The organism is Flavobacterium cupreum (assembly GCF_003996965.1).
In the GTDB taxonomy this organism is placed as follows: Bacteria; Bacteroidota; Bacteroidia; order Flavobacteriales; family Flavobacteriaceae; genus Flavobacterium; species Flavobacterium cupreum.
In genome coordinates this window covers 53,228-70,340 of the sequence record NZ_QWDM01000008.1, presented here as the reverse complement: position 1 = coordinate 70,340, position 17,113 = coordinate 53,228, and the positions used below count along the sequence as shown (strand labels likewise).

Genomic DNA, 17,113 nt, shown 5'->3' with positions numbered 1-17,113 from the left:
AAACATGAAAAAGAGAATTTTCTTTTTGCTTTCGATCGGAATTTTTGGTCTGAGTTTTGCCTGCAGGAATAAAGAAGAGAAGCTGGAAATCATTAAAAATTCAAAACCGGTTTATTCCTATGAAGAGAAACTAAAAAGCGAGACCACTGAAATCAGGAGTTTTTTGGGGAAATCTCCGAAATACAATTCAAATATTGCCTTCTTTTTAGATATGAAAATTGAATCTGGAAAAAACCGGTTTTTTATTTATGATTTAAAGCAAAACAAAATACTAAACAAAGGTTTAGTCGGACACGGCACAGGATCTGAAACCGGTATTCCCGGGAAATTGCAATTCAGCAATCTCAAAGATTCGCATTGTACCTCATTAGGCAAATATGCCATAGGGACTTCGTATCAGGGTTCATTTGGGAAATCTTATAAATTGTACGGCCTAGACAAAACGAATAGTAATGCCTTTGATCGAAATGTTGTTTTACATGAATACAGTAAAATTCCATTTGAAGAACAGGAAAACCCGATTTGCAACAGTTACGGTTGCCCAATGGTAAATTCAGCCTTTTTTGATGCACTTGAAAAGATTATTGATACTTCTGCTAAAAAAATCATTCTGGTTATTTACTATTAGAAGTCGATTTAATTGCAGATATTCGTAATCCAAACCTTCCAAAAAAGAAAATCAAAATATAAATCACATGATCAAAAAAATAATAACAAGCTTTTTATTATTGCTTTGCGCCATTACATCAGCACAAAAACCAGTATTTACAACCGCAAAAATAAAAAACGCCACGGTGTATTTTAATGCCGCTGAAATTTCACAAACGGCCAGTGCCAGTTTACCAACAGGGACAAGCGAAATTGTCATTAAAAATGTGGCAGTAGATTTAAATGAAAGTTCGATTCAGATCGGATCTCCGTCAACAGTTACGGTTCTTTCGGTTCAGTTTACCAACAATTATATTTCAGAATATGATACGGATACAAAATCTCCCGAATTAAAAAGGGTGCGGGATAGTATTTTGATCGTACAAAAAGAAATACAGAAAGTAAATAATACGATCAATTCTGAAAACAAAACGATTCAGCTTTTAGATAAAAACCAGCAAATTTCAGGCGCTAATTCCGGTTTGAATGTAACTGAATTAATGAAAATGGTGGATTATTATAAAAACAAGCAAATCGAAATTGCCAATAACATCAATACGTTATCAGAGAAACAACAAAAACTAAACGAGCTACTGTATAAATTACAAAGTAAGCTGGAAATCAACGCTAACAAACAAGAGAAAACTTCCTCCGGTAAATTGATTGTTCAGGTTATGAATGAAGTTGCCGGGATTGTTCCTTTAGACATTTCATACCTAACCAATAATGCTTCCTGGACTCCGTTTTATGATTTACGTGCCGAAAGTGTTACCGCACCCATTAATATGATGTACAAAGCACAAGTGGTACAGAATACCGGAATTGACTGGAAAAAAGTAAAACTTACTTTGTCCAGCGGAATGCCCAATCAAAACAATCAGGCCCCAATGCTAAGCTCATGGTTTTTGAGAGACAATAGCGTTGTCCAGACTGGCTATGGAATGCAAAGAAATAAAATGAATCAGTTGCAGGGACGAGTGGCAGGAGTTGCTGTAGAGAGCGAAGAATTACAGAAGGTCGTTGTAACTGCTTCTCCCATAATGAAAAAATCATCGGTTTCAGATTACACCACTGTCGCAGAAAATCAACTGAATGTTTCGTTTGACATTGATATTCCATATGATATTTTATCCAACGGAAAAGTGCATAGCGTTTCTCTAAAAGAAATAAAATTACCCGCCTCTTATAAATATTATGCTGCGCCAAGAGTGGAGAATGAAGCTTTTCTTTTAGCCGAAATAGCAGATTACAGCAAATACAATTTATTAAGAGGGGAAGCCAATATTATCTTTGAAGGCATGTATGTGGGAAAAACTTTTATCGAGCCGAATCAGACTAGCGATACGCTGAATTTAAGCATGGGGCGCGATAAGAAAGTATCCATCAAACGTGAAAAAGTAGCCGACAAATCAGGCACAAAGTTTTTATCTTCGAAAAAAGAACAGACGTTTACGTATGATATCACAGTCAGAAATAACAAGAAGGAAAATATTGAACTTTTACTGAAAGATCAATACCCTTTGACCACCAGTAAAGAAATTGAGGTTGAATTATTACAAAGCGACAATGCAAAAGTGAATACCGAAACAGGAATTCTGACCTGGCAATTGCAAATGAAACCCAATGAAATCAGGAAATTCCGAATTAGCTATAAGGTAAGATATCCTAAAGATCAGGTTTTGAATCTTTAAACATAAAATCCCGATACAATAAATCTTGTATCGGGATTTTATTTTAGTTAAACAAAGCGAAACTAGCAGATTTCAAGAACCTGTAAAGTTTGACTTAGCAAGACATTGTATGTTATCAAGCCTTCGACTTCGCTCAGGGTGACGTTAGAAATATACAACGTTAACGTTTGTCAGGCTAATAAAGATTGTCAGGCTGAGCGAAGTCGAAGCCCGAAGCCCAAATCCCGAAATCATTTTTCAATTAAGGCGCAGGATCCGGAATTATAGCCTGAACGGCATTAATTTCAGCCAGAATTTCTTTCGAAAGCACCACATCAATGGTATCGATATTTTCTTTTAATTGTTCCAGTGTTGTGGCACCGATAATGGCACTCGTCAAAAATGGCTGCTGCAGGACAAATCCCATCGCAAGTTCTGTTAGTGTTAAACCGTGTTTCTGAGCAATTTCCTGATACAATCTTGTCGCTTGCGTACACTGATCACTACTGTAACGTGTATATTGCGGAAAAAGATTGATTCTCGCATTTGGATGTGCTTCTCCGGTTAAAAATTTACCCGTCAATACACCAAATGCTAAAGGAGAATACGCCAATAATCCCACGTTTTCATACTTGGAAACTTCGGCAGAACCTACTTCAAAAAGACGATTGAGTAAATTATACGGATTTTGAACAGTTTTGATTCGTGGAAGGTTCTGATACTTGCTTTCTTCCAGGAAGCGCATCATTCCCCAGGCATTTTCGTTAGAAACCCCAAGGTGTTTTATTTTTCCTTCTTTGATTAATGTATCAAAAGTTTCCAGCACTTCCCTGAAATTATCTTCCCAGACCGCATCGTGATCTTTGAAAGCGCGTTGTCCAAAATAATTGGTTGGCCGTTCCGGCCAGTGCATCTGATACAAATCGATATAATCGGTCTGAAGGCGTTTTAAGCTGTTTTCAAGCGCGTATTTAATACTTTCCGGCGAGAAATCTATTTTATCACGCATGTAAGTGAAATTCGGGTTTGGACCCGCTATTTTAGATGCTAAAACTACTTTCTCACGATTCCCGGATTTTTTAAACCAGGTTCCTATAATTTTCTCTGTACTTCCGTACGTTTCCTCACGTGCCGGAACCGAATACATCTCGGCAGTATCAAAAAAATTAACCCCTCTTTCGAGTGCATAATCCATTTGGGCATGTCCTTCGGCTTCTGAATTTTGCTGACCAAAAGTCATCGTGCCAAGGTTGATTTTACTGACTTTTATATCGGTATTGGGTAGTGTTGTGTATTTCATTTGTTTTTTAAGGTTCAAAGTTGCAGAGGCTCAAAGGTACAAAGGGAATAAGCAAATGAAAATATGACAAAAGTTAAAAAAGTTACAAAGTTCCAGAGTTTCAAAGGGACAAAGGAAATAATTAAATAAAAAAAGGCTCAAAGTTCAAATACACTTTAAGCCTCTTTATTATTTTAAACTTTTTATCTCATTCTGCAAAGAATTGAAAATTTTAATTATAAAAATTGAATCATCTTTAATTTGATAAAGAATTTTAAAATTCCTTACTATAATTCTTCTGCAATCCAATCTGTATTCATCTAATTGAAATTGTTCTGCAAAAACAATATGATTTGGACTATCAAATAATTCATCTCTAATTTTAAGTGCCGTTTCTTTAGAGATTTTATTTTTTATTGAAATGTAAATTTCTTTTAAATCTTGTTTTGCATTTGCTGTCCAAAAAATTTTGATTTTGATATTACTCATTATCCCAGTCCTGCATTTCTTTAGATAAATCTTGTTGTGAAGTTATTCGATTGTATTTAACGTCACTTAGACCTTCCTCAACTTTATTATGATATTCAGATAAGGTCAAAGGATTTCCTTTTGCATCGTATGACACAACTTCATTTAAATAATTATCAAATACTGAAGAGACAATACGTAATACTTTCTCGTCCGCTAAATCTAACTGATTTCGTATTTTATCTTTTAATTCGGGAAGTCCCATAATCCTGGATTTTTAAATTTCAAAGTTACAAAAATATAAATTCAATATAGATAATTTAAACTAAACCTAATATGAAACTTGTCAGAACAAAAAAAGGCCCAAAGTTTAAAACTCTGAGCCTTTGTTCCTTTGAACCTTTGTCCCTAAAAAACTTAATTAATGCTATTCAGCATCTCCGCAATCTCATCTAATCTAGGTGTTAAGATAATCTCGATTCTGCGGTTTTTGGCTTTTCCTTCCGGAGTGGCGTTGCTGGCCAGTGGTGAAAATTCACTGCGTCCTGCTGCCGTTAGTTTTTGTTTGTTGATTTTAGTGTTTTCGCTTAGGATATTTACAATGGCAGTGGCTCTTTTTGTCGACAGATCCCAGTTGTTTGCAATTGGTCCTGAACCTGCATACGGATCATCATCGGTATGGCCTTCGATCAGAACAGAAAGATCAGGATTATCGCCTAATACTTTTCCTAATTCCACGACTGCTTTTCTACCTTCTGTTCCAACGGCCCAGCTCCCTGAATTGAAAAGTAGTTTATTTTCCATAGAAACATATACTTTTCCGTTCTTTTGTTCCACTGTCAAACCTTTTCCTTCAAAACCGTTTAGGGCTTTCGATAACGTTTCTTTCAGTTTTTTCATTGCTGCTTCTTTGGCGGCAATCATTGCCTCCAGTTCGTTTAAGCGGCTTGCTGTTTTATCTAAACGCGCTTGTTCTTCGGCTAATTTTTTAGATTTTGCTTCTAATTGCGCCAATAATTCACGATTTTTGTTCATGTTGCTTTCCAGGGCATCGTTGCTGTTTTTTTCGAGAGCGTTGTACGAATCCTGAAGCACTTTGTACTTTTTCTGCTCAGCAGCCAGATCGGCTTTTTGTTTTTCAAGCTCTGATTTTGTACTGGCCAGATCTTTGGTCAGTATATCACGATCTAATTCCAGCTGATTTTTCGATTTCTTTAAATCGGAATTTTCATCGGCAATAGAGCGGTTTTCTTTTTTCAGATCCGAATATTTTGATTCAAGATCGTTGTAAATTTTCTTAGAAACACAAGAAGTAGCGGACAACGCTAAAACTAGCAATCCGATTGAGGCTTTTTTAATCATTTTATTTACTTTTTATTTGGGGCGTTTAATACTTTATAATTTCATGTCTGCCGAATATACTACTTCTCATAGTACTGATAGCTATCGAAAGGTATCCTTTTTGCTGTTCCTTAAAAAATAAGGTAAAAGCAGAAAACGGCTTCTTCTCTCCTAACGCTCAGAACGACAACTTAGACCGCTATTTTCTAACAAGAACAATACCAGAATTATTCGATTTCGACTAAAACCGGACAATGGTCAGAATGAATGGCATCCGGTAAAATAACGGCACGTTTCAGTCGGTGCTGCAAAGAATCGCTTACCAGATTGTAATCGATACGCCAGCCTTTGTTATTCCCTCGTGCACCTGCGCGATAGCTCCACCACGAATAATGATGTGCATCTTTATTAAAATGACGGAAACTGTCAATAAAACCGGATTTCATAAAACCATCTAACCAGGCGCGTTCTGCCGGTAAAAATCCGGAAACGGTTTTGTTACGAACCGGATCATGAATGTCTATGGCTTCATGGCAAATATTGTAATCCCCGCAGATTACAAGGTTTGGAATACTCAGCTTCAGCTCATTGATATACGTCTGGAAATCATCCATAAACATAAATTTATGATCCAGCCTTTCAATATTGGTTCCGGACGGAAGGTACAAACTCATTACAGAACAATCGTCAAAATCGGCACGAAGGTTACGTCCTTCAAAATCCATATGGTGAATTCCGGTTCCATAAACAATATTATTGGGTTGTGTTTTAGATAAGATTGCCACACCACTATATCCTTTTTTTGTTGCAGGATAGTAGTATTGGTACGGATAGCCGGCAGCGGTAATATCATCTACAGGAATTTGTTCCTGTGTCGCTTTTATTTCCTGAAGGCAGATAACATCCGGATTGGCATGTTGCAGCCAATCGATAAATCCTTTTGAAATTGCGGCTCTGATTCCGTTTACATTATAAGAAATAATTTTCATTACTGTTTTTTTTTTAGGATTTCAAATGTAATAAAAAAGTGGAAAGTTTGTGTTTGAAACAGCAAAAAGTAGAGTTTTTTGTTATCTTTGTTCGCTGCTCTAATAAATTAAAAATAGTACATGGGTTTAGTTACCGCGAAAGAAGTTGCAAAAGCAATAAATGTTGACAAGTACGGAGTATTAGGTACTTTTTCCGGCTGGATGCTTATGAAGGTTCTGAAGATCTCCACCCTCAATAAGATTTACGACCACAATAAACATTTAGAGGATGTTGCGTTTTTAAACGGAATTTTGGATGAAATGGAAATTAAATTCGAAATCCCTGAAGAAGATTTAAAACGTTTGCCAAAAGATGGTGCTTATATTACTATTTCAAATCATCCGCTTGGGGGGATTGATGGTATTTTATTATTGAAATTAATGCTTGAAAGAGAGCCTAATTTTAAGATTATTGCCAACTTTTTACTGCACCGCATCGTTCCGCTTAAAAAATACATCATGCCGGTGAATCCTTTTGAAAACCACAAAGACGCTAAGTCAAGTGTGGTCGGAATTAAGGAAACATTACGTCACTTAAGCGATGGCAAGCCTTTGGGGATTTTTCCTGCCGGCGAGGTTTCAACGTATAAGGATGGAAAATTAGTAGTAGACAAACCCTGGGAAGAAGGTGCCCTGAAGTTAATCAGAAAAGCCAAAGTTCCTGTTGTCCCGATTTATTTTCACGCTAAAAACAGCAGATTATTTTACTGGCTTTCTAAAATTGACGATACCTTACGTACCGCCAAATTACCGTCTGAACTGCTTACGCAAAAAGACCGCGTCATCAAAGTCCGCATTGGTAAACCGATTTCTGTAAACGAGCAAAACGAAATTGAATCGTTTGAAGAATACTCTGAATTTTTAAGAAAGAAAACCTATATGCTGGCCAATCCTTTTGAAAAGGACAGCAAACTGCTTGATACGGCAAGCCTAAAAATCCCGAAAGCACCCAAAAAAATCGTTACACCGGCAAGTGAATCAGCGATGATTGACGAAGTAAATGCACTGAGAAACAGCGATTGCCGTTTACTGCAAAGTAAAAACTACGAAGTCTTTTTTGCAAGGGCCAAAGCGGTTCCGAACATTCTGCATGAAATTGGCCGTTTACGTGAAATTACTTTCCGTGAAGTGGGCGAAGGAACGAATGAATCTATAGATTTAGACAAATTCGATCAATATTATCACCATATGTTTTTATGGGATGATGAAACCAAAAAAATTGCAGGTGCCTACCGTATGGGATTAGGCTCTGAGATTTATCCGAAATTTGGAATTGAAGGTTTCTATCTGAATGACCTGTTCCGATTTGAGCCTGAATTACACGATATGATGCACAAATCAATCGAAATGGGACGTGCTTTTATCATCAAGGATTACCAGCAAAAACCGATGCCTTTGTTCTTGTTGTGGAAAGGAATTATTCATACGACCCTGCGTTATCCGGAACACAAATATCTGCTAGGCGGTGTAAGTATCAGTAATCAGTTTTCTGATTTCTCAAAATCTTTGATGATTGAGTTTATGAAATCCAACTATTACGACCCTTATATTGCGCAGTACATACATCCTAAAAAAGCGTATAAAGTTAAACTGAAAGATGCAGACAAAGACTTTATTTTTGATGAAGCTGAATCTGACCTGAATAAATTTGATAAAATTATTGACGAATTAGAACCTGGTAATTTACGTTTGCCTGTTTTGATTAAAAAGTATATCAAGCAGAATGCACGCGTAGTTGCCTTTAACGTCGATCCTTTATTCAATAATGCCATAGACGGCTTAATGTACATCAGAATCGCCGATATTCCGGAAAGCACTATGAAACCTGTTATTGAAGAGTTTCAAATAGAATTAGAGCGTAAACTATCTGAAAAAGAAGAGTAGCACTTTAATCACCAAATAAAAACCCGTTTCGATATGAAACGGGTTTTTTATTTTTATACGATGTCTGTTAGGCCAATTCCTTTCCAATCTCATCCATTTCATCAAACTCATCTTTAGGATCTGAACCATATTCATTTGTGCCATCATCTCCTTCGGTGCAAAGCGTTATAAAAAACCAAATTATACCTACTAAGGGAATAAACAGAATAAATATAAACCAACCACTTTTGCCAACATCATGTAATCTTCTGATCATTACGGCGAGTCCGGGAATAAAAACCGCCAGACTATATAAACCCCTAAGGATACCGAGTTTTCCCATATCAAATGCCATTCCGATCGTATAATCCAGTATTTCTAAAATTATCGATATAATAATAGTTGCCAGCGCATAATACCAGTATTCACTTCTTCTGGCCCTTCCGTTAAAGTTTGCGTAATTTTCAAAAACTACTTTTTTGTACCATTCAATCATAATCGATCTCTTAATTTCCCTACTCTTCCGGATTTTCAGTTACTCCTTTTTACTTATTTTATTGGATGAAAAGTTCTTTTATAAACAAAAAAAATACAAGTCCCCTACTTTAAAAGAACTTGTATTTTATTAAAAAATCCCATTTAACATGGGACTTATATGTTTTTAGAACCAGCCTTTTTTACCAACCTGATACGTCTGGTAAAAATCTTCGTCTGATTTTGTAAGGTAAATGATTCCTTCTACGAAACCAATTATTCCTGCAATACCACAGGTTACAATACTTAAAACAAGTTGGATTATTCCTTCCTGAGTGTAACCCAAAACGAATTTGTGAATTCCTAGATATCCAAAAATTATCCCTAAAACTCCTGCAAGAACTTTTTTATTTTCCTGTCTTACAGTTGGAGGGGTATTCCATGATTCTGGTTTTGTCTCTTCCATGTTATATTTCTTTTAATGATTATTATAGTTCAGCTTTTCCTATTTCATCAATGGTGTCAATATTACTTTTAGGATCCGGACCGTATTCGTTTGTTCCTTTATCTCCCTCAGTAGCTAACAAGATAATATTATAAATAGGGATAAGAATGTACCAGCCACTTTTACCAATATCATGCATTCTTCTGATTGCAACTGCAATTGAAGGAACAAGAACTGCTAAGCTGTAAATATTTACTAAAGGAGCCAGACTAGGCGAGATTAAAGCAAAAACTAAACCTAGCACAAAACCTAATACAAAACTTATAATAATATTTGCCAAAAAGAACATCCAGTATTCTTTTCTTCTCGCTCTGCCTTCAAAATTTGCATAATTTTCAAAAACTACTTTTTTGTACCATTCAATCATAATAAATAATATTAATTAAGTTAATTCCTACTCTTAAGGATTTTCGGTTACTCCCTGATCTTCAAAGACAGCCTTATTTAGATTAATTCTTCAAAAACCAGAAACAATATTATTAAAAATTACCTAATAAAACTAATTATGACTGGAAAATTTAGAAGAAAACGCTCGTTATTTAAATCTAAAATTAAAGTTAATTAATGTCGTAAACAGCCTTTATTTTATCTACAATAACCTGTGCCAGCCGCTCATGGCTCTCAAAGGTCCATCCGGCAATATGAGGTGTTAACAAAACGTTTTTTGATTCGAGTAAATACTGAAAGGCTTCCGGAGTGTTATTATCCTGAAAAAGGGTTTCAAAAGACAACTTTTCATATTCCAGCACATCCAGGCCTGCTCCTAAAACCTTTTTATCTTTCATGGCTTCCACTAAATCTGCCGTGACAATATTTTTACCACGGGAAGTATTTATTATCCAGAACGGCTTTACAAAGGCATTTATAAAATCAGTATTCACCATTTTATCGGTTTCCGGAGTCCACGGAAGGTGTAAACTCAAAACATCTGCTTTTTGCTGTAATTCCTGCAGTGAAACCTGTGTGGCATTTTCGTCCCCGACATTTTCCAGGATATCATAACACAGTACAGCAACCTCAAATCCGCGGAGCTTTTTGGCAAATGCCTTGCCCATGTTTCCATAACCAATAATACCCACGGTTTTGCCGTCGAGTTCATGTCCGCGGTTGCTCTCCCTGTTCCAGTGTCCGGCTTTTATTTCTGCATCGGCCTGATTGAGGTTGTTGAATAATGACAGAATCACACCCAGCGTATGTTCTGCAACAGCGTTGCGATTACCTTCCGGAGCAGCAATCAGGTGTACTCCTTTGCTTTCGGCATAGTCGCAATCAATGCTTTCCAAACCCGCGCCAACTCTGGCAATAAACTGTAAGTTGGGTGCCTTATCGAGAAAGGTTTTATCGATTTTAAAACGGCTTCGAATTACGATTCCGTTATACTCGTGAATTTTAGTTTCGATTTCTTCTTTCGAAGATTTAAAATCGGCATGATTTTCAAAACCGGCTTCTTCCAGCTGGTTCCAAAGAATCGGATTATTACTGTCAATATGTAGAATTTTTGCGCTCATAAATTGAAACTTTATTAGGAAAACAAAGTAACAAAAAAATTGCCGTTTATTATTTTAACAAAATTAATTCCCCGAAAAATGCGTAAATTCGCATAAAAGTGAAAATGAAAACAATTGGCCTTATTGGAGGAATGTCCTGGGAAAGCTCCTCTTTATATTATCAGATCATAAACCGGACCATTCAGGAAAAACTGGGTGGCGTCCATTCAGGAAAATCGATTTTGTATTCTGTAGATTTTAATGAAATTGCAGTATTGCAAAAAGAAGAAAACTGGGAAAAATTAGCAGAATTGATGATTGAAGCAGCACAAAAACTCGAAAAAGGCGGTGCTGATTTTATTGTTTTATGTACAAACACGATGCATAAAGTAGCTGATGCCATAGAAAAAAGCGTGTCAATTCCTTTAGTTCATATTGTGGATGCCACTGCCGAAAAGATTCAGGAGAAAAATATAAAAAAAATAGGTCTGCTAGGCACATCGTTTACTATGGAACAGGATTTTTTTAAACTTCGTTTACTCGAAAATCATAACATCGAAACCATAATCCCAAACGAGAAACAAAGAGCCGATATACACCGCATTATATATGAAGAATTAGTGAAAGGAATTATAAACGCTGATTCAAGAAATATCTTTTTAGAAATAATTACTGATTTAATTCAAAAAGGCGCCGAAGGAATAATACTGGGCTGTACGGAGATCGAATTATTAATCACCAATGAATTCACTGACGCTGAATTGTTTAATACTGCTGCCATTCATGCCAGGAAAGCTGTCGAACTTTCATTAGAATAAAATATTAAAACGCAACAATGAAATTAACCAAAACTTTTAATGCTTTTTTTGAAAACGAAAAATCAGGAGGCCTTCTTTTGCTTTTCGTTACCATTGCCTCTCTTTTTTTAGCCAATTCTTCCTTTCAGACGGAATATATTTCATTTTGGGAAAAAGATCTGGGGCACCATTCCATAACGCATTGGATCAACGACGGCCTGATGACTATTTTCTTTTTACTGATCGGTTTAGAACTGGAACGTGAAATTTATCACGGTGAATTATCGAATATCAAAAATGCTTCATTACCCATTATGGCAGCATTTGGAGGAATGGTTATTCCCGCAGCAATCTTTCTGGCCTTGAATTTTGGCACTACAACCCAAAACGGAGCAGGAATTCCGATGGCTACCGATATTGCTTTTGCTATTGGAATTTTATCCCTTTTGGGAAATAAAGTTCCTGCATCACTAAAAATATTCTTAACAGCACTTGCGGTTATTGATGATTTGGGTGCTATCATTGTCATCGCGGTTTTTTATACAACATCAATTTCTTTTGTAAACCTTGCCATTGCCCTGGGGATCTGGGGAATACTCTTTTTTTTGAACCGCAAGAAAGTATACTCTATATTACCCTATTTAATCGGGGGTGTCGCTATGTGGTATTTTATGCTGAATTCCGGCGTTCATGCCACGATAACCGGAGTCATATTGGCTTTTGTTATTCCGTTTGGAGATGGCGGAGAAAACTCGATCTCGTATAAACTACAACACTATTTGCACAAACCGGTAGCGTTTTTTATACTGCCGCTGTTTGCTGTTGCCAATACCTGCATCGCCATAAAACCGGACTGGTACGAAGGCTTAAATCATTCCAATACCTTTGGAATTGTCTTAGGTTTGGTTGTTGGAAAACCATTGGGAATCCTGCTTTTCTCGTTTGTTGGAGTTAGTGCCGGAATTTGCTCTTTGCCAAAAGAACTAAAATGGTCCCATATTTTAGGTGCGGGAATGCTCGGCGGAATTGGTTTTACCATGTCCATTTTCATTACCCTTTTAGCTTTTAAAGATCCTGACACTATTGTTTTTTCAAAAATTGCCATTTTAATTGCCTCAATTCTTGCGGGCTTATTTGGTTTTTGTTATTTAAAATACGTTCTAAAACAAAAGAAAAAACGATCTAAGACATGAATTCAAGAAACAACCTAAGTGCGCTGGTAATTTCCTTTCTTCTTATTACAGCCTGCAGTGACAAACCCAAAACAGCCATCATCCCTCAAAAGCAGCCTAAAAACACAGCAGCTCTTACGGCTGAAAAAAGTACTGAATCATTCGAAGGAATTTATACTTCAGAGGATTGTGATCTTTCTGTACAAATCACAAAAACAAAAGAGGGATATGCTTATTTTCTTCAGACCAGTACAAGAAAAGTAAACGGAAAAGCCACTATAGCCCAAAATGAATCTGGTGAAAAATATGTGACCCTAGAAGGAATCCAATGGGACGATTACGAGGGAGACATAAGTAATGAAGAGGAAAAAGATTCTGTTTCAAATCCAGAAAAGACCGCTAAGGACATGGAAATTCCTGTCGGGATCGACGCAAGTTATGTAAAAGACACCCTGACGATTCAGAATTATGGCAACTCGATGAATTCGTATACGAAGATTTCGGAGTGTGGTGCAAAGTATATTCGACTGGTTAAACAGGAAAATTCCAAAAAATAAAATTCCAAATTCCAATTCGATAATCAGAATTGGAATTTGGAATTTAAAATTTACCCCTTAATCTGCTTCAGGGACGTTTTGATACCTTTGATTAAAGAAGAACTAAAACCATTATGCTCCATTTCATTTAATCCGACAATGGTGCAGCCCTGAGGTGTTGTCACACGATCGATCAGTTGTTCCGGATGTACTTTTTCTTCCAATAACATCTTAGCAGCTCCTTTTACCGTTTGTGCGGCGATTGCCAGAGCAGTATTCGAATCGAATCCAATCTCGATTCCTGCCTGCATAGAGGCACGAATATAACGCAAAGCATATGCAGTACCGCAAGCACCCAAAACAGTGGCTGCATCCATCAATTTTTCATCGATTACCGGAGCCGTTCCCAAATTCTGAAACAAATCAACTATTGGCAATGCTTTTTCCCGGTCTTTTTCAGGGAAAGAGATACACGTTGCCGATTCTCCAAACTGGGCCGCAATATTGGGCATGATCCGGATGACAGGATATTCATTGTTTGTTTTCGACTGAAGTACCTCAAGCGACAAACCGCTTACTGCAGAAGCAATCGTTTTTCCTTTAATTACAGGTAAAATCTCTGCGAGCACGGTATCAACCTGATAGGGCTTTATGGTTAGAATCACCACGTCGGCTTCCTCAATAGTATGTTTGTTATCTGATGAAACCGTAATTCCGTGTTCTGATAAATATAGTATGCTGGCTGTGTTTCGCCTTGTAACGGTTACCTGATTGTTTTTAGAGAATTTTGCAATTCCCAGGGCTATAGAAACCCCAAGATTCCCTCCTCCTATGATGTGTACTTTCATTGCTTGTTTTTTGGCTGGTTAATACGCTATTTTTCAGCCACAAATTACACAGATTTTATAGATTTATAATCACTGTAATCTATTAATTTGTTGCAAAAACTTAAAAACCAAGAATCATTTTGGCTACTCCAAAATAAAGCATAATTCCAAAAACATCATTGGTAGTCGTGATAAAAGGTCCCGTTGCAATTGCAGGGTCAATTTTATTTTTATGAAGAAAAAGCGGCACTAAGGTTCCTAATGTTGCCGCAAACAAGATCACTACAATCATCGAAATTGAAATCGCAATTCCCACTAAATACTGCTGATACATCACTGAATGATAGCCTAATAAAAGCAATGAAATAATAGTTCCCGAAATCATCGATACCGAAATCTCCTTACTGAAATAGCCGCGGCTGAATTCTTTCAGCGTTCCGTTGGCCAGACCCTGAACTACGATCGCCGAAGCCTGAACACCAATATTTCCCGCTGTTGCCGAAAGCAATGGCACGAAAATAATCAATGTTGAATATTTTTGAAAAGTAGCTTCATTTCCTTTCAGCACAAAAGACGCCACAATCTCGATCACCATTCCGATTAAAAGCCATGGGAGACGTGCTTTGGTTAATTCCAAAACACTATCGTTGGATTCTACGTCCTGCGTAATACCCGCCGCCAACTGGTAATCTTTGTCTGCTTCGTCCTTGATTACGTCAACGATATCATCAATAGTAATTCTTCCTACCAGACGCCCCAGTTCATCTACAACCGGAATTGCCTCCAAATCGTATTTCTGCATAATACGGGCTACCTCAACATCTTCGGTATCTACGTTTACGAAATTTAACTTTCGAATATAAATGTCCCCGATTTGTGTTTTGGTTGAAGTGGTCAGTAAATCTTTCAGCGATAATCTTCCTTTCAGGCGGTTTTCGTCATCGACCACATAAATCGAATGTACTCTTGATACGTTTTCAGCCTGAATACGCATTTCTTTTACACAGGTCAGCACATTCCAGTTCTCGTTGACTTTTACGAGCTCTTTTCCCATCAGACCACCGGCGGAATTTTCGTCGTAACGCAATAAGTCTACAATGTCCTTTGCGTGTTCAACGTCAATTAACTCCGAGATTACCTCTGCTTTAATTTCCTGTGACAGCTCCGCGATAATATCTGCGGCATCATTCGTTTCCAGCTCATCAAGTTCTTCCGCAATCTCTTTAGGCGAAAGTCGGCTTAAGATGTTTTCACGTAAATCATCTTCTAATTCCAGAAGAATTTCGGCTGTTTTATCACTGTCTAAAACCTTAAAAATATAAGTTGCTTCGTCAAAATCCAGTTCGTCAAGGATTTCGGCGATATCTGCGTGGTGCAGGTCGTTCAATAAAACTTCAAGTTCTTTGTCGTTTTTATTAACAATATGCTCCTCTAACTGCTGGATTAAATCTTTACTAACTTTGAACTCCATCGGCTTCTATTTTTTGAGTCAAAACAATAAATTCGTCTACGCTAAGCTGCTCCGGACGTTTATCAAAGATACTATCCAATCGAAGATTATCTGATAAATTTAATGTTTTCAAACTGTTACGTAATGTTTTTCGTCTTTGCTGAAAAGCCGTTTTTACCACTGTAAAAAATAGCTTTTCGCTACAAGGAAGACTGTAATCTTCCTTTCGGGTCATTTTCATCACACCCGATTTCACCTTGGGCGGAGGAATAAAAACATTTTCGTCAACAGTAAACAAGTACTCTGTATCATAGAAAGCCTGGGCTAAAACGGATAAGATTCCGTAAGCCTTTGAGCCTTTTTTCTCGCAGATTCGTTCTGCCACTTCTTTTTGAAACATTCCTGAAAACTCAGGAATCTGATGTTTAAGCTCTAAAGTCCTGAAAACAATCTGAGTCGAAATATTATACGGAAAGTTTCCAATAATAGCGAACTGTTTGTCTTCATAAACTTCTTTTATATTGTATTTCAGGAAATCCTGAGAGATAATCTTATCTTTTAGTTTCGGATAATTTTCACCCAAATACACCACAGATTCGGTATCAATCTCGATGACGTGTGTATTAATTGGTTTGTCAAGCAAATATTTAGTCAACACACCCATCCCCGGTCCTATTTCTAAAACCTCATCGTATCCTTTTAAACTTAGCGTATCTGCAATTGCTTTGGCGATACTTTCGTCTTTCAGGAAATGTTGTCCTAAATGTTTTTTGGCTTTTACTTTTTCCATTGTCTTTTTTTAGATTCTTAGATTGTCAGATCCTAAGATTGTTAGATTTTCGAAATATCGGGTAATTCGGAAATCTCATTTATTTTTTATTAATCTCTCTCAACTGTTGAATGTCTAACAAATCCTTTGCTCTGTTTGCTTTAATCTTACTTGTAATCAAATCTTCTAAAGACAAAACATTCCATTTTAAAAAGGTCTTATCATTTACAATCACCTCTTCACTATCAATAAAAGCTTCATCAAAAGTTTTATTTACCGAAAATCTGGTAATTAATTCCAAGTTCAAATCAACCGGGGAGAACTTAATTGAGATGTTTTGCTGCTGTTTTTTTACATTTTCGGGGAAATCATCGATTTCATATCCCATTTCATTAAAAACAAGCACCAATTTTTTAAAATTGTCATCTGTTGTGTCAATCCAAAAATCCACATCTGCTGAATGTCTCTGATAGCCATGAAAATTTACAGCTCCACCGCCAACCATAAGCATCCTTACCTCATGTTTGCTTGCCAAAGTAATAAACTCATCAATGTTTTGATCCCATAATTTTGACATACTAACTCGATTTTATAACAATCAGAAAATTGTCTTTGTTTCTATCCTCTTTATTTTTTACGGGAAATCGGCTTACTCTTTCACTTAATCGTAAAAAACTATAAAATCTTTCCGTTTTAGACAACTTCAGAAAATCTTCCTGTTGTTGCTTATTACTTTCTTCTTTAGTTTGAAATCGAATTTCCATAATTTTCTTTTTTAATGATACTGAAAACCGGGACT

Annotated in this window: 20 protein-coding genes; 6 read left to right on the top strand and 14 right to left on the bottom strand. The window is 36.7% G+C overall.

Going from position 1 to position 17,113, the window contains the following annotated elements; translation table 11 throughout:
* Positions 1-4: 4 nt before the first annotated feature.
* Together D0817_RS13685 and D0817_RS13680 are read left to right on the top strand one after the other, a co-directional pair.
* On the top strand, positions 5-628 hold the full coding sequence (locus D0817_RS13685; RefSeq protein ID WP_127338943.1) for a murein L,D-transpeptidase catalytic domain-containing protein: 624 nt from the start codon (positions 5-7) through the stop codon (positions 626-628).
* Between the two features lie 67 nt (positions 629-695).
* Entirely contained in the window at positions 696-2,339 is a 1,644-nt protein-coding gene (locus D0817_RS13680; protein WP_127338942.1) for a DUF4139 domain-containing protein, read from the top strand.
* A gap of 241 nt (positions 2,340-2,580) precedes the next feature.
* Here D0817_RS13680 and D0817_RS13675 read toward each other — a convergent pair whose 3' ends face one another.
* From D0817_RS13675 to D0817_RS13655, 5 genes are all read right to left on the bottom strand, one after another.
* On the bottom strand, positions 2,581-3,618 hold the full coding sequence (locus D0817_RS13675) for an NADP(H)-dependent aldo-keto reductase (protein ID WP_127338941.1): 1,038 nt from the start codon (positions 3,616-3,618) through the stop codon (positions 2,581-2,583).
* 168 nt (positions 3,619-3,786) lie between these two features.
* A complete protein-coding gene (locus D0817_RS13670) occupies positions 3,787-4,086 on the bottom strand; it encodes a type II toxin-antitoxin system RelE/ParE family toxin (protein ID WP_127338940.1) in 300 nt (99 codons plus the stop codon).
* Positions 4,079-4,330, bottom strand: coding sequence for a hypothetical protein (locus D0817_RS13665; RefSeq protein ID WP_127338939.1), 252 nt, complete (start codon positions 4,328-4,330; stop codon positions 4,079-4,081). The genes D0817_RS13670 and D0817_RS13665 overlap by 8 nt, the downstream gene beginning before the upstream one ends.
* Positions 4,331-4,482: 152 nt before the next feature.
* Entirely contained in the window at positions 4,483-5,427 is a 945-nt protein-coding gene (locus tag D0817_RS13660) for an OmpA family protein (protein ID WP_127338938.1), read from the bottom strand.
* Positions 5,428-5,633: 206 nt separating this feature from the next.
* The gene (locus D0817_RS13655) at positions 5,634-6,395 is read right to left on the bottom strand and encodes an exodeoxyribonuclease III (protein ID WP_127338937.1); all 762 of its coding nucleotides are present in this window, start codon (positions 6,393-6,395) and stop codon (positions 5,634-5,636) included.
* Between the two features lie 120 nt (positions 6,396-6,515).
* Here D0817_RS13655 and D0817_RS13650 point away from each other — a divergent pair, with 120 nt between their 5' ends.
* Complete coding sequence (locus D0817_RS13650; protein WP_127338936.1) at positions 6,516-8,318, top strand: GNAT family N-acyltransferase; 1,803 nt, start codon at positions 6,516-6,518, stop codon at positions 8,316-8,318.
* A gap of 67 nt (positions 8,319-8,385) precedes the next feature.
* Here the strand turns inward: D0817_RS13650 and D0817_RS13645 are convergent, their stop codons facing one another.
* The 4 genes from D0817_RS13645 to D0817_RS13630 form a co-directional block, all read right to left on the bottom strand.
* Positions 8,386-8,793, bottom strand: a complete 408-nt coding sequence (locus D0817_RS13645) for a DUF805 domain-containing protein (protein WP_127338935.1) — start codon at positions 8,791-8,793, stop codon at positions 8,386-8,388.
* Positions 8,794-8,958: 165 nt separating this feature from the next.
* Positions 8,959-9,237, bottom strand: coding sequence for a TM2 domain-containing protein (locus D0817_RS13640; RefSeq protein ID WP_127338934.1), 279 nt, complete (start codon positions 9,235-9,237; stop codon positions 8,959-8,961).
* A 22-nt stretch (positions 9,238-9,259) separates the two neighbouring features.
* Positions 9,260-9,643, bottom strand: a complete 384-nt coding sequence (locus tag D0817_RS13635) for a DUF805 domain-containing protein (protein ID WP_193555361.1) — start codon at positions 9,641-9,643, stop codon at positions 9,260-9,262.
* Between the two features lie 190 nt (positions 9,644-9,833).
* On the bottom strand, positions 9,834-10,784 hold the full coding sequence (locus tag D0817_RS13630) for a 2-hydroxyacid dehydrogenase (protein WP_127338933.1): 951 nt from the start codon (positions 10,782-10,784) through the stop codon (positions 9,834-9,836).
* Between the two features lie 104 nt (positions 10,785-10,888).
* Here D0817_RS13630 and D0817_RS13625 point away from each other — a divergent pair, with 104 nt between their 5' ends.
* The 3 genes from D0817_RS13625 to D0817_RS13615 are packed head-to-tail and all read left to right on the top strand — an operon-like array spanning position 10,889 to position 13,289.
* Positions 10,889-11,581, top strand: coding sequence for an aspartate/glutamate racemase family protein (locus tag D0817_RS13625; protein ID WP_127338932.1), 693 nt, complete (start codon positions 10,889-10,891; stop codon positions 11,579-11,581).
* 17 nt (positions 11,582-11,598) lie between these two features.
* On the top strand, positions 11,599-12,753 hold the full coding sequence (gene nhaA / locus D0817_RS13620; RefSeq protein ID WP_127338931.1) for a Na+/H+ antiporter NhaA: 1,155 nt from the start codon (positions 11,599-11,601) through the stop codon (positions 12,751-12,753).
* Complete coding sequence (locus D0817_RS13615) at positions 12,750-13,289, top strand: hypothetical protein (protein WP_127338930.1); 540 nt, start codon at positions 12,750-12,752, stop codon at positions 13,287-13,289. Before nhaA ends, D0817_RS13615 begins: the two co-directional genes overlap by 4 nt.
* Before the next feature lie 50 nt (positions 13,290-13,339).
* Here the strand turns inward: D0817_RS13615 and proC are convergent, their stop codons facing one another.
* From proC to D0817_RS13590, 5 genes are all read right to left on the bottom strand, one after another.
* Positions 13,340-14,116, bottom strand: coding sequence for a pyrroline-5-carboxylate reductase (proC, locus tag D0817_RS13610; RefSeq protein WP_127338929.1), 777 nt, complete (start codon positions 14,114-14,116; stop codon positions 13,340-13,342).
* A 100-nt stretch (positions 14,117-14,216) separates the two neighbouring features.
* Positions 14,217-15,566, bottom strand: a complete 1,350-nt coding sequence (gene mgtE, locus D0817_RS13605) for a magnesium transporter (RefSeq protein WP_127338928.1) — start codon at positions 15,564-15,566, stop codon at positions 14,217-14,219.
* Complete coding sequence (rsmA, locus tag D0817_RS13600) at positions 15,550-16,335, bottom strand: 16S rRNA (adenine(1518)-N(6)/adenine(1519)-N(6))-dimethyltransferase RsmA (RefSeq protein ID WP_127338927.1); 786 nt, start codon at positions 16,333-16,335, stop codon at positions 15,550-15,552. Before rsmA ends, mgtE begins: the two co-directional genes overlap by 17 nt.
* A gap of 79 nt (positions 16,336-16,414) precedes the next feature.
* Positions 16,415-16,891, bottom strand: coding sequence for a nucleotidyl transferase AbiEii/AbiGii toxin family protein (locus D0817_RS13595; protein ID WP_127338926.1), 477 nt, complete (start codon positions 16,889-16,891; stop codon positions 16,415-16,417).
* Position 16,892: 1 nt separating this feature from the next.
* The gene (locus D0817_RS13590; protein WP_127338925.1) at positions 16,893-17,078 is read right to left on the bottom strand and encodes a hypothetical protein; all 186 of its coding nucleotides are present in this window, start codon (positions 17,076-17,078) and stop codon (positions 16,893-16,895) included.
* Positions 17,079-17,113: the final 35 nt, after the last annotated feature.

Coding starts and splice junctions, on each gene's coding strand:
- D0817_RS13685 (WP_127338943.1), top strand. CDS start 5: ATGAAAAAGAGAATTTTCTTTTTGCTTTCGATCGGAATTTTTGGTCTG.
- D0817_RS13680 (WP_127338942.1), top strand. CDS start 696: ATGATCAAAAAAATAATAACAAGCTTTTTATTATTGCTTTGCGCCATT.
- D0817_RS13675 (WP_127338941.1), bottom strand. CDS start 3,618: ATGAAATACACAACACTACCCAATACCGATATAAAAGTCAGTAAAATC.
- D0817_RS13670 (WP_127338940.1), bottom strand. CDS start 4,086: ATGAGTAATATCAAAATCAAAATTTTTTGGACAGCAAATGCAAAACAA.
- D0817_RS13665 (WP_127338939.1), bottom strand. CDS start 4,330: ATGGGACTTCCCGAATTAAAAGATAAAATACGAAATCAGTTAGATTTA.
- D0817_RS13660 (WP_127338938.1), bottom strand. CDS start 5,427: ATGATTAAAAAAGCCTCAATCGGATTGCTAGTTTTAGCGTTGTCCGCT.
- D0817_RS13655 (WP_127338937.1), bottom strand. CDS start 6,395: ATGAAAATTATTTCTTATAATGTAAACGGAATCAGAGCCGCAATTTCA.
- D0817_RS13650 (WP_127338936.1), top strand. CDS start 6,516: ATGGGTTTAGTTACCGCGAAAGAAGTTGCAAAAGCAATAAATGTTGAC.
- D0817_RS13645 (WP_127338935.1), bottom strand. CDS start 8,793: ATGATTGAATGGTACAAAAAAGTAGTTTTTGAAAATTACGCAAACTTT.
- D0817_RS13640 (WP_127338934.1), bottom strand. CDS start 9,237: ATGGAAGAGACAAAACCAGAATCATGGAATACCCCTCCAACTGTAAGA.
- D0817_RS13635 (WP_193555361.1), bottom strand. CDS start 9,643: ATGATTGAATGGTACAAAAAAGTAGTTTTTGAAAATTATGCAAATTTT.
- D0817_RS13630 (WP_127338933.1), bottom strand. CDS start 10,784: ATGAGCGCAAAAATTCTACATATTGACAGTAATAATCCGATTCTTTGG.
- D0817_RS13625 (WP_127338932.1), top strand. CDS start 10,889: ATGAAAACAATTGGCCTTATTGGAGGAATGTCCTGGGAAAGCTCCTCT.
- nhaA (WP_127338931.1), top strand. CDS start 11,599: ATGAAATTAACCAAAACTTTTAATGCTTTTTTTGAAAACGAAAAATCA.
- D0817_RS13615 (WP_127338930.1), top strand. CDS start 12,750: ATGAATTCAAGAAACAACCTAAGTGCGCTGGTAATTTCCTTTCTTCTT.
- proC (WP_127338929.1), bottom strand. CDS start 14,116: ATGAAAGTACACATCATAGGAGGAGGGAATCTTGGGGTTTCTATAGCC.
- mgtE (WP_127338928.1), bottom strand. CDS start 15,566: ATGGAGTTCAAAGTTAGTAAAGATTTAATCCAGCAGTTAGAGGAGCAT.
- rsmA (WP_127338927.1), bottom strand. CDS start 16,335: ATGGAAAAAGTAAAAGCCAAAAAACATTTAGGACAACATTTCCTGAAA.
- D0817_RS13595 (WP_127338926.1), bottom strand. CDS start 16,891: ATGTCAAAATTATGGGATCAAAACATTGATGAGTTTATTACTTTGGCA.
- D0817_RS13590 (WP_127338925.1), bottom strand. CDS start 17,078: ATGGAAATTCGATTTCAAACTAAAGAAGAAAGTAATAAGCAACAACAG.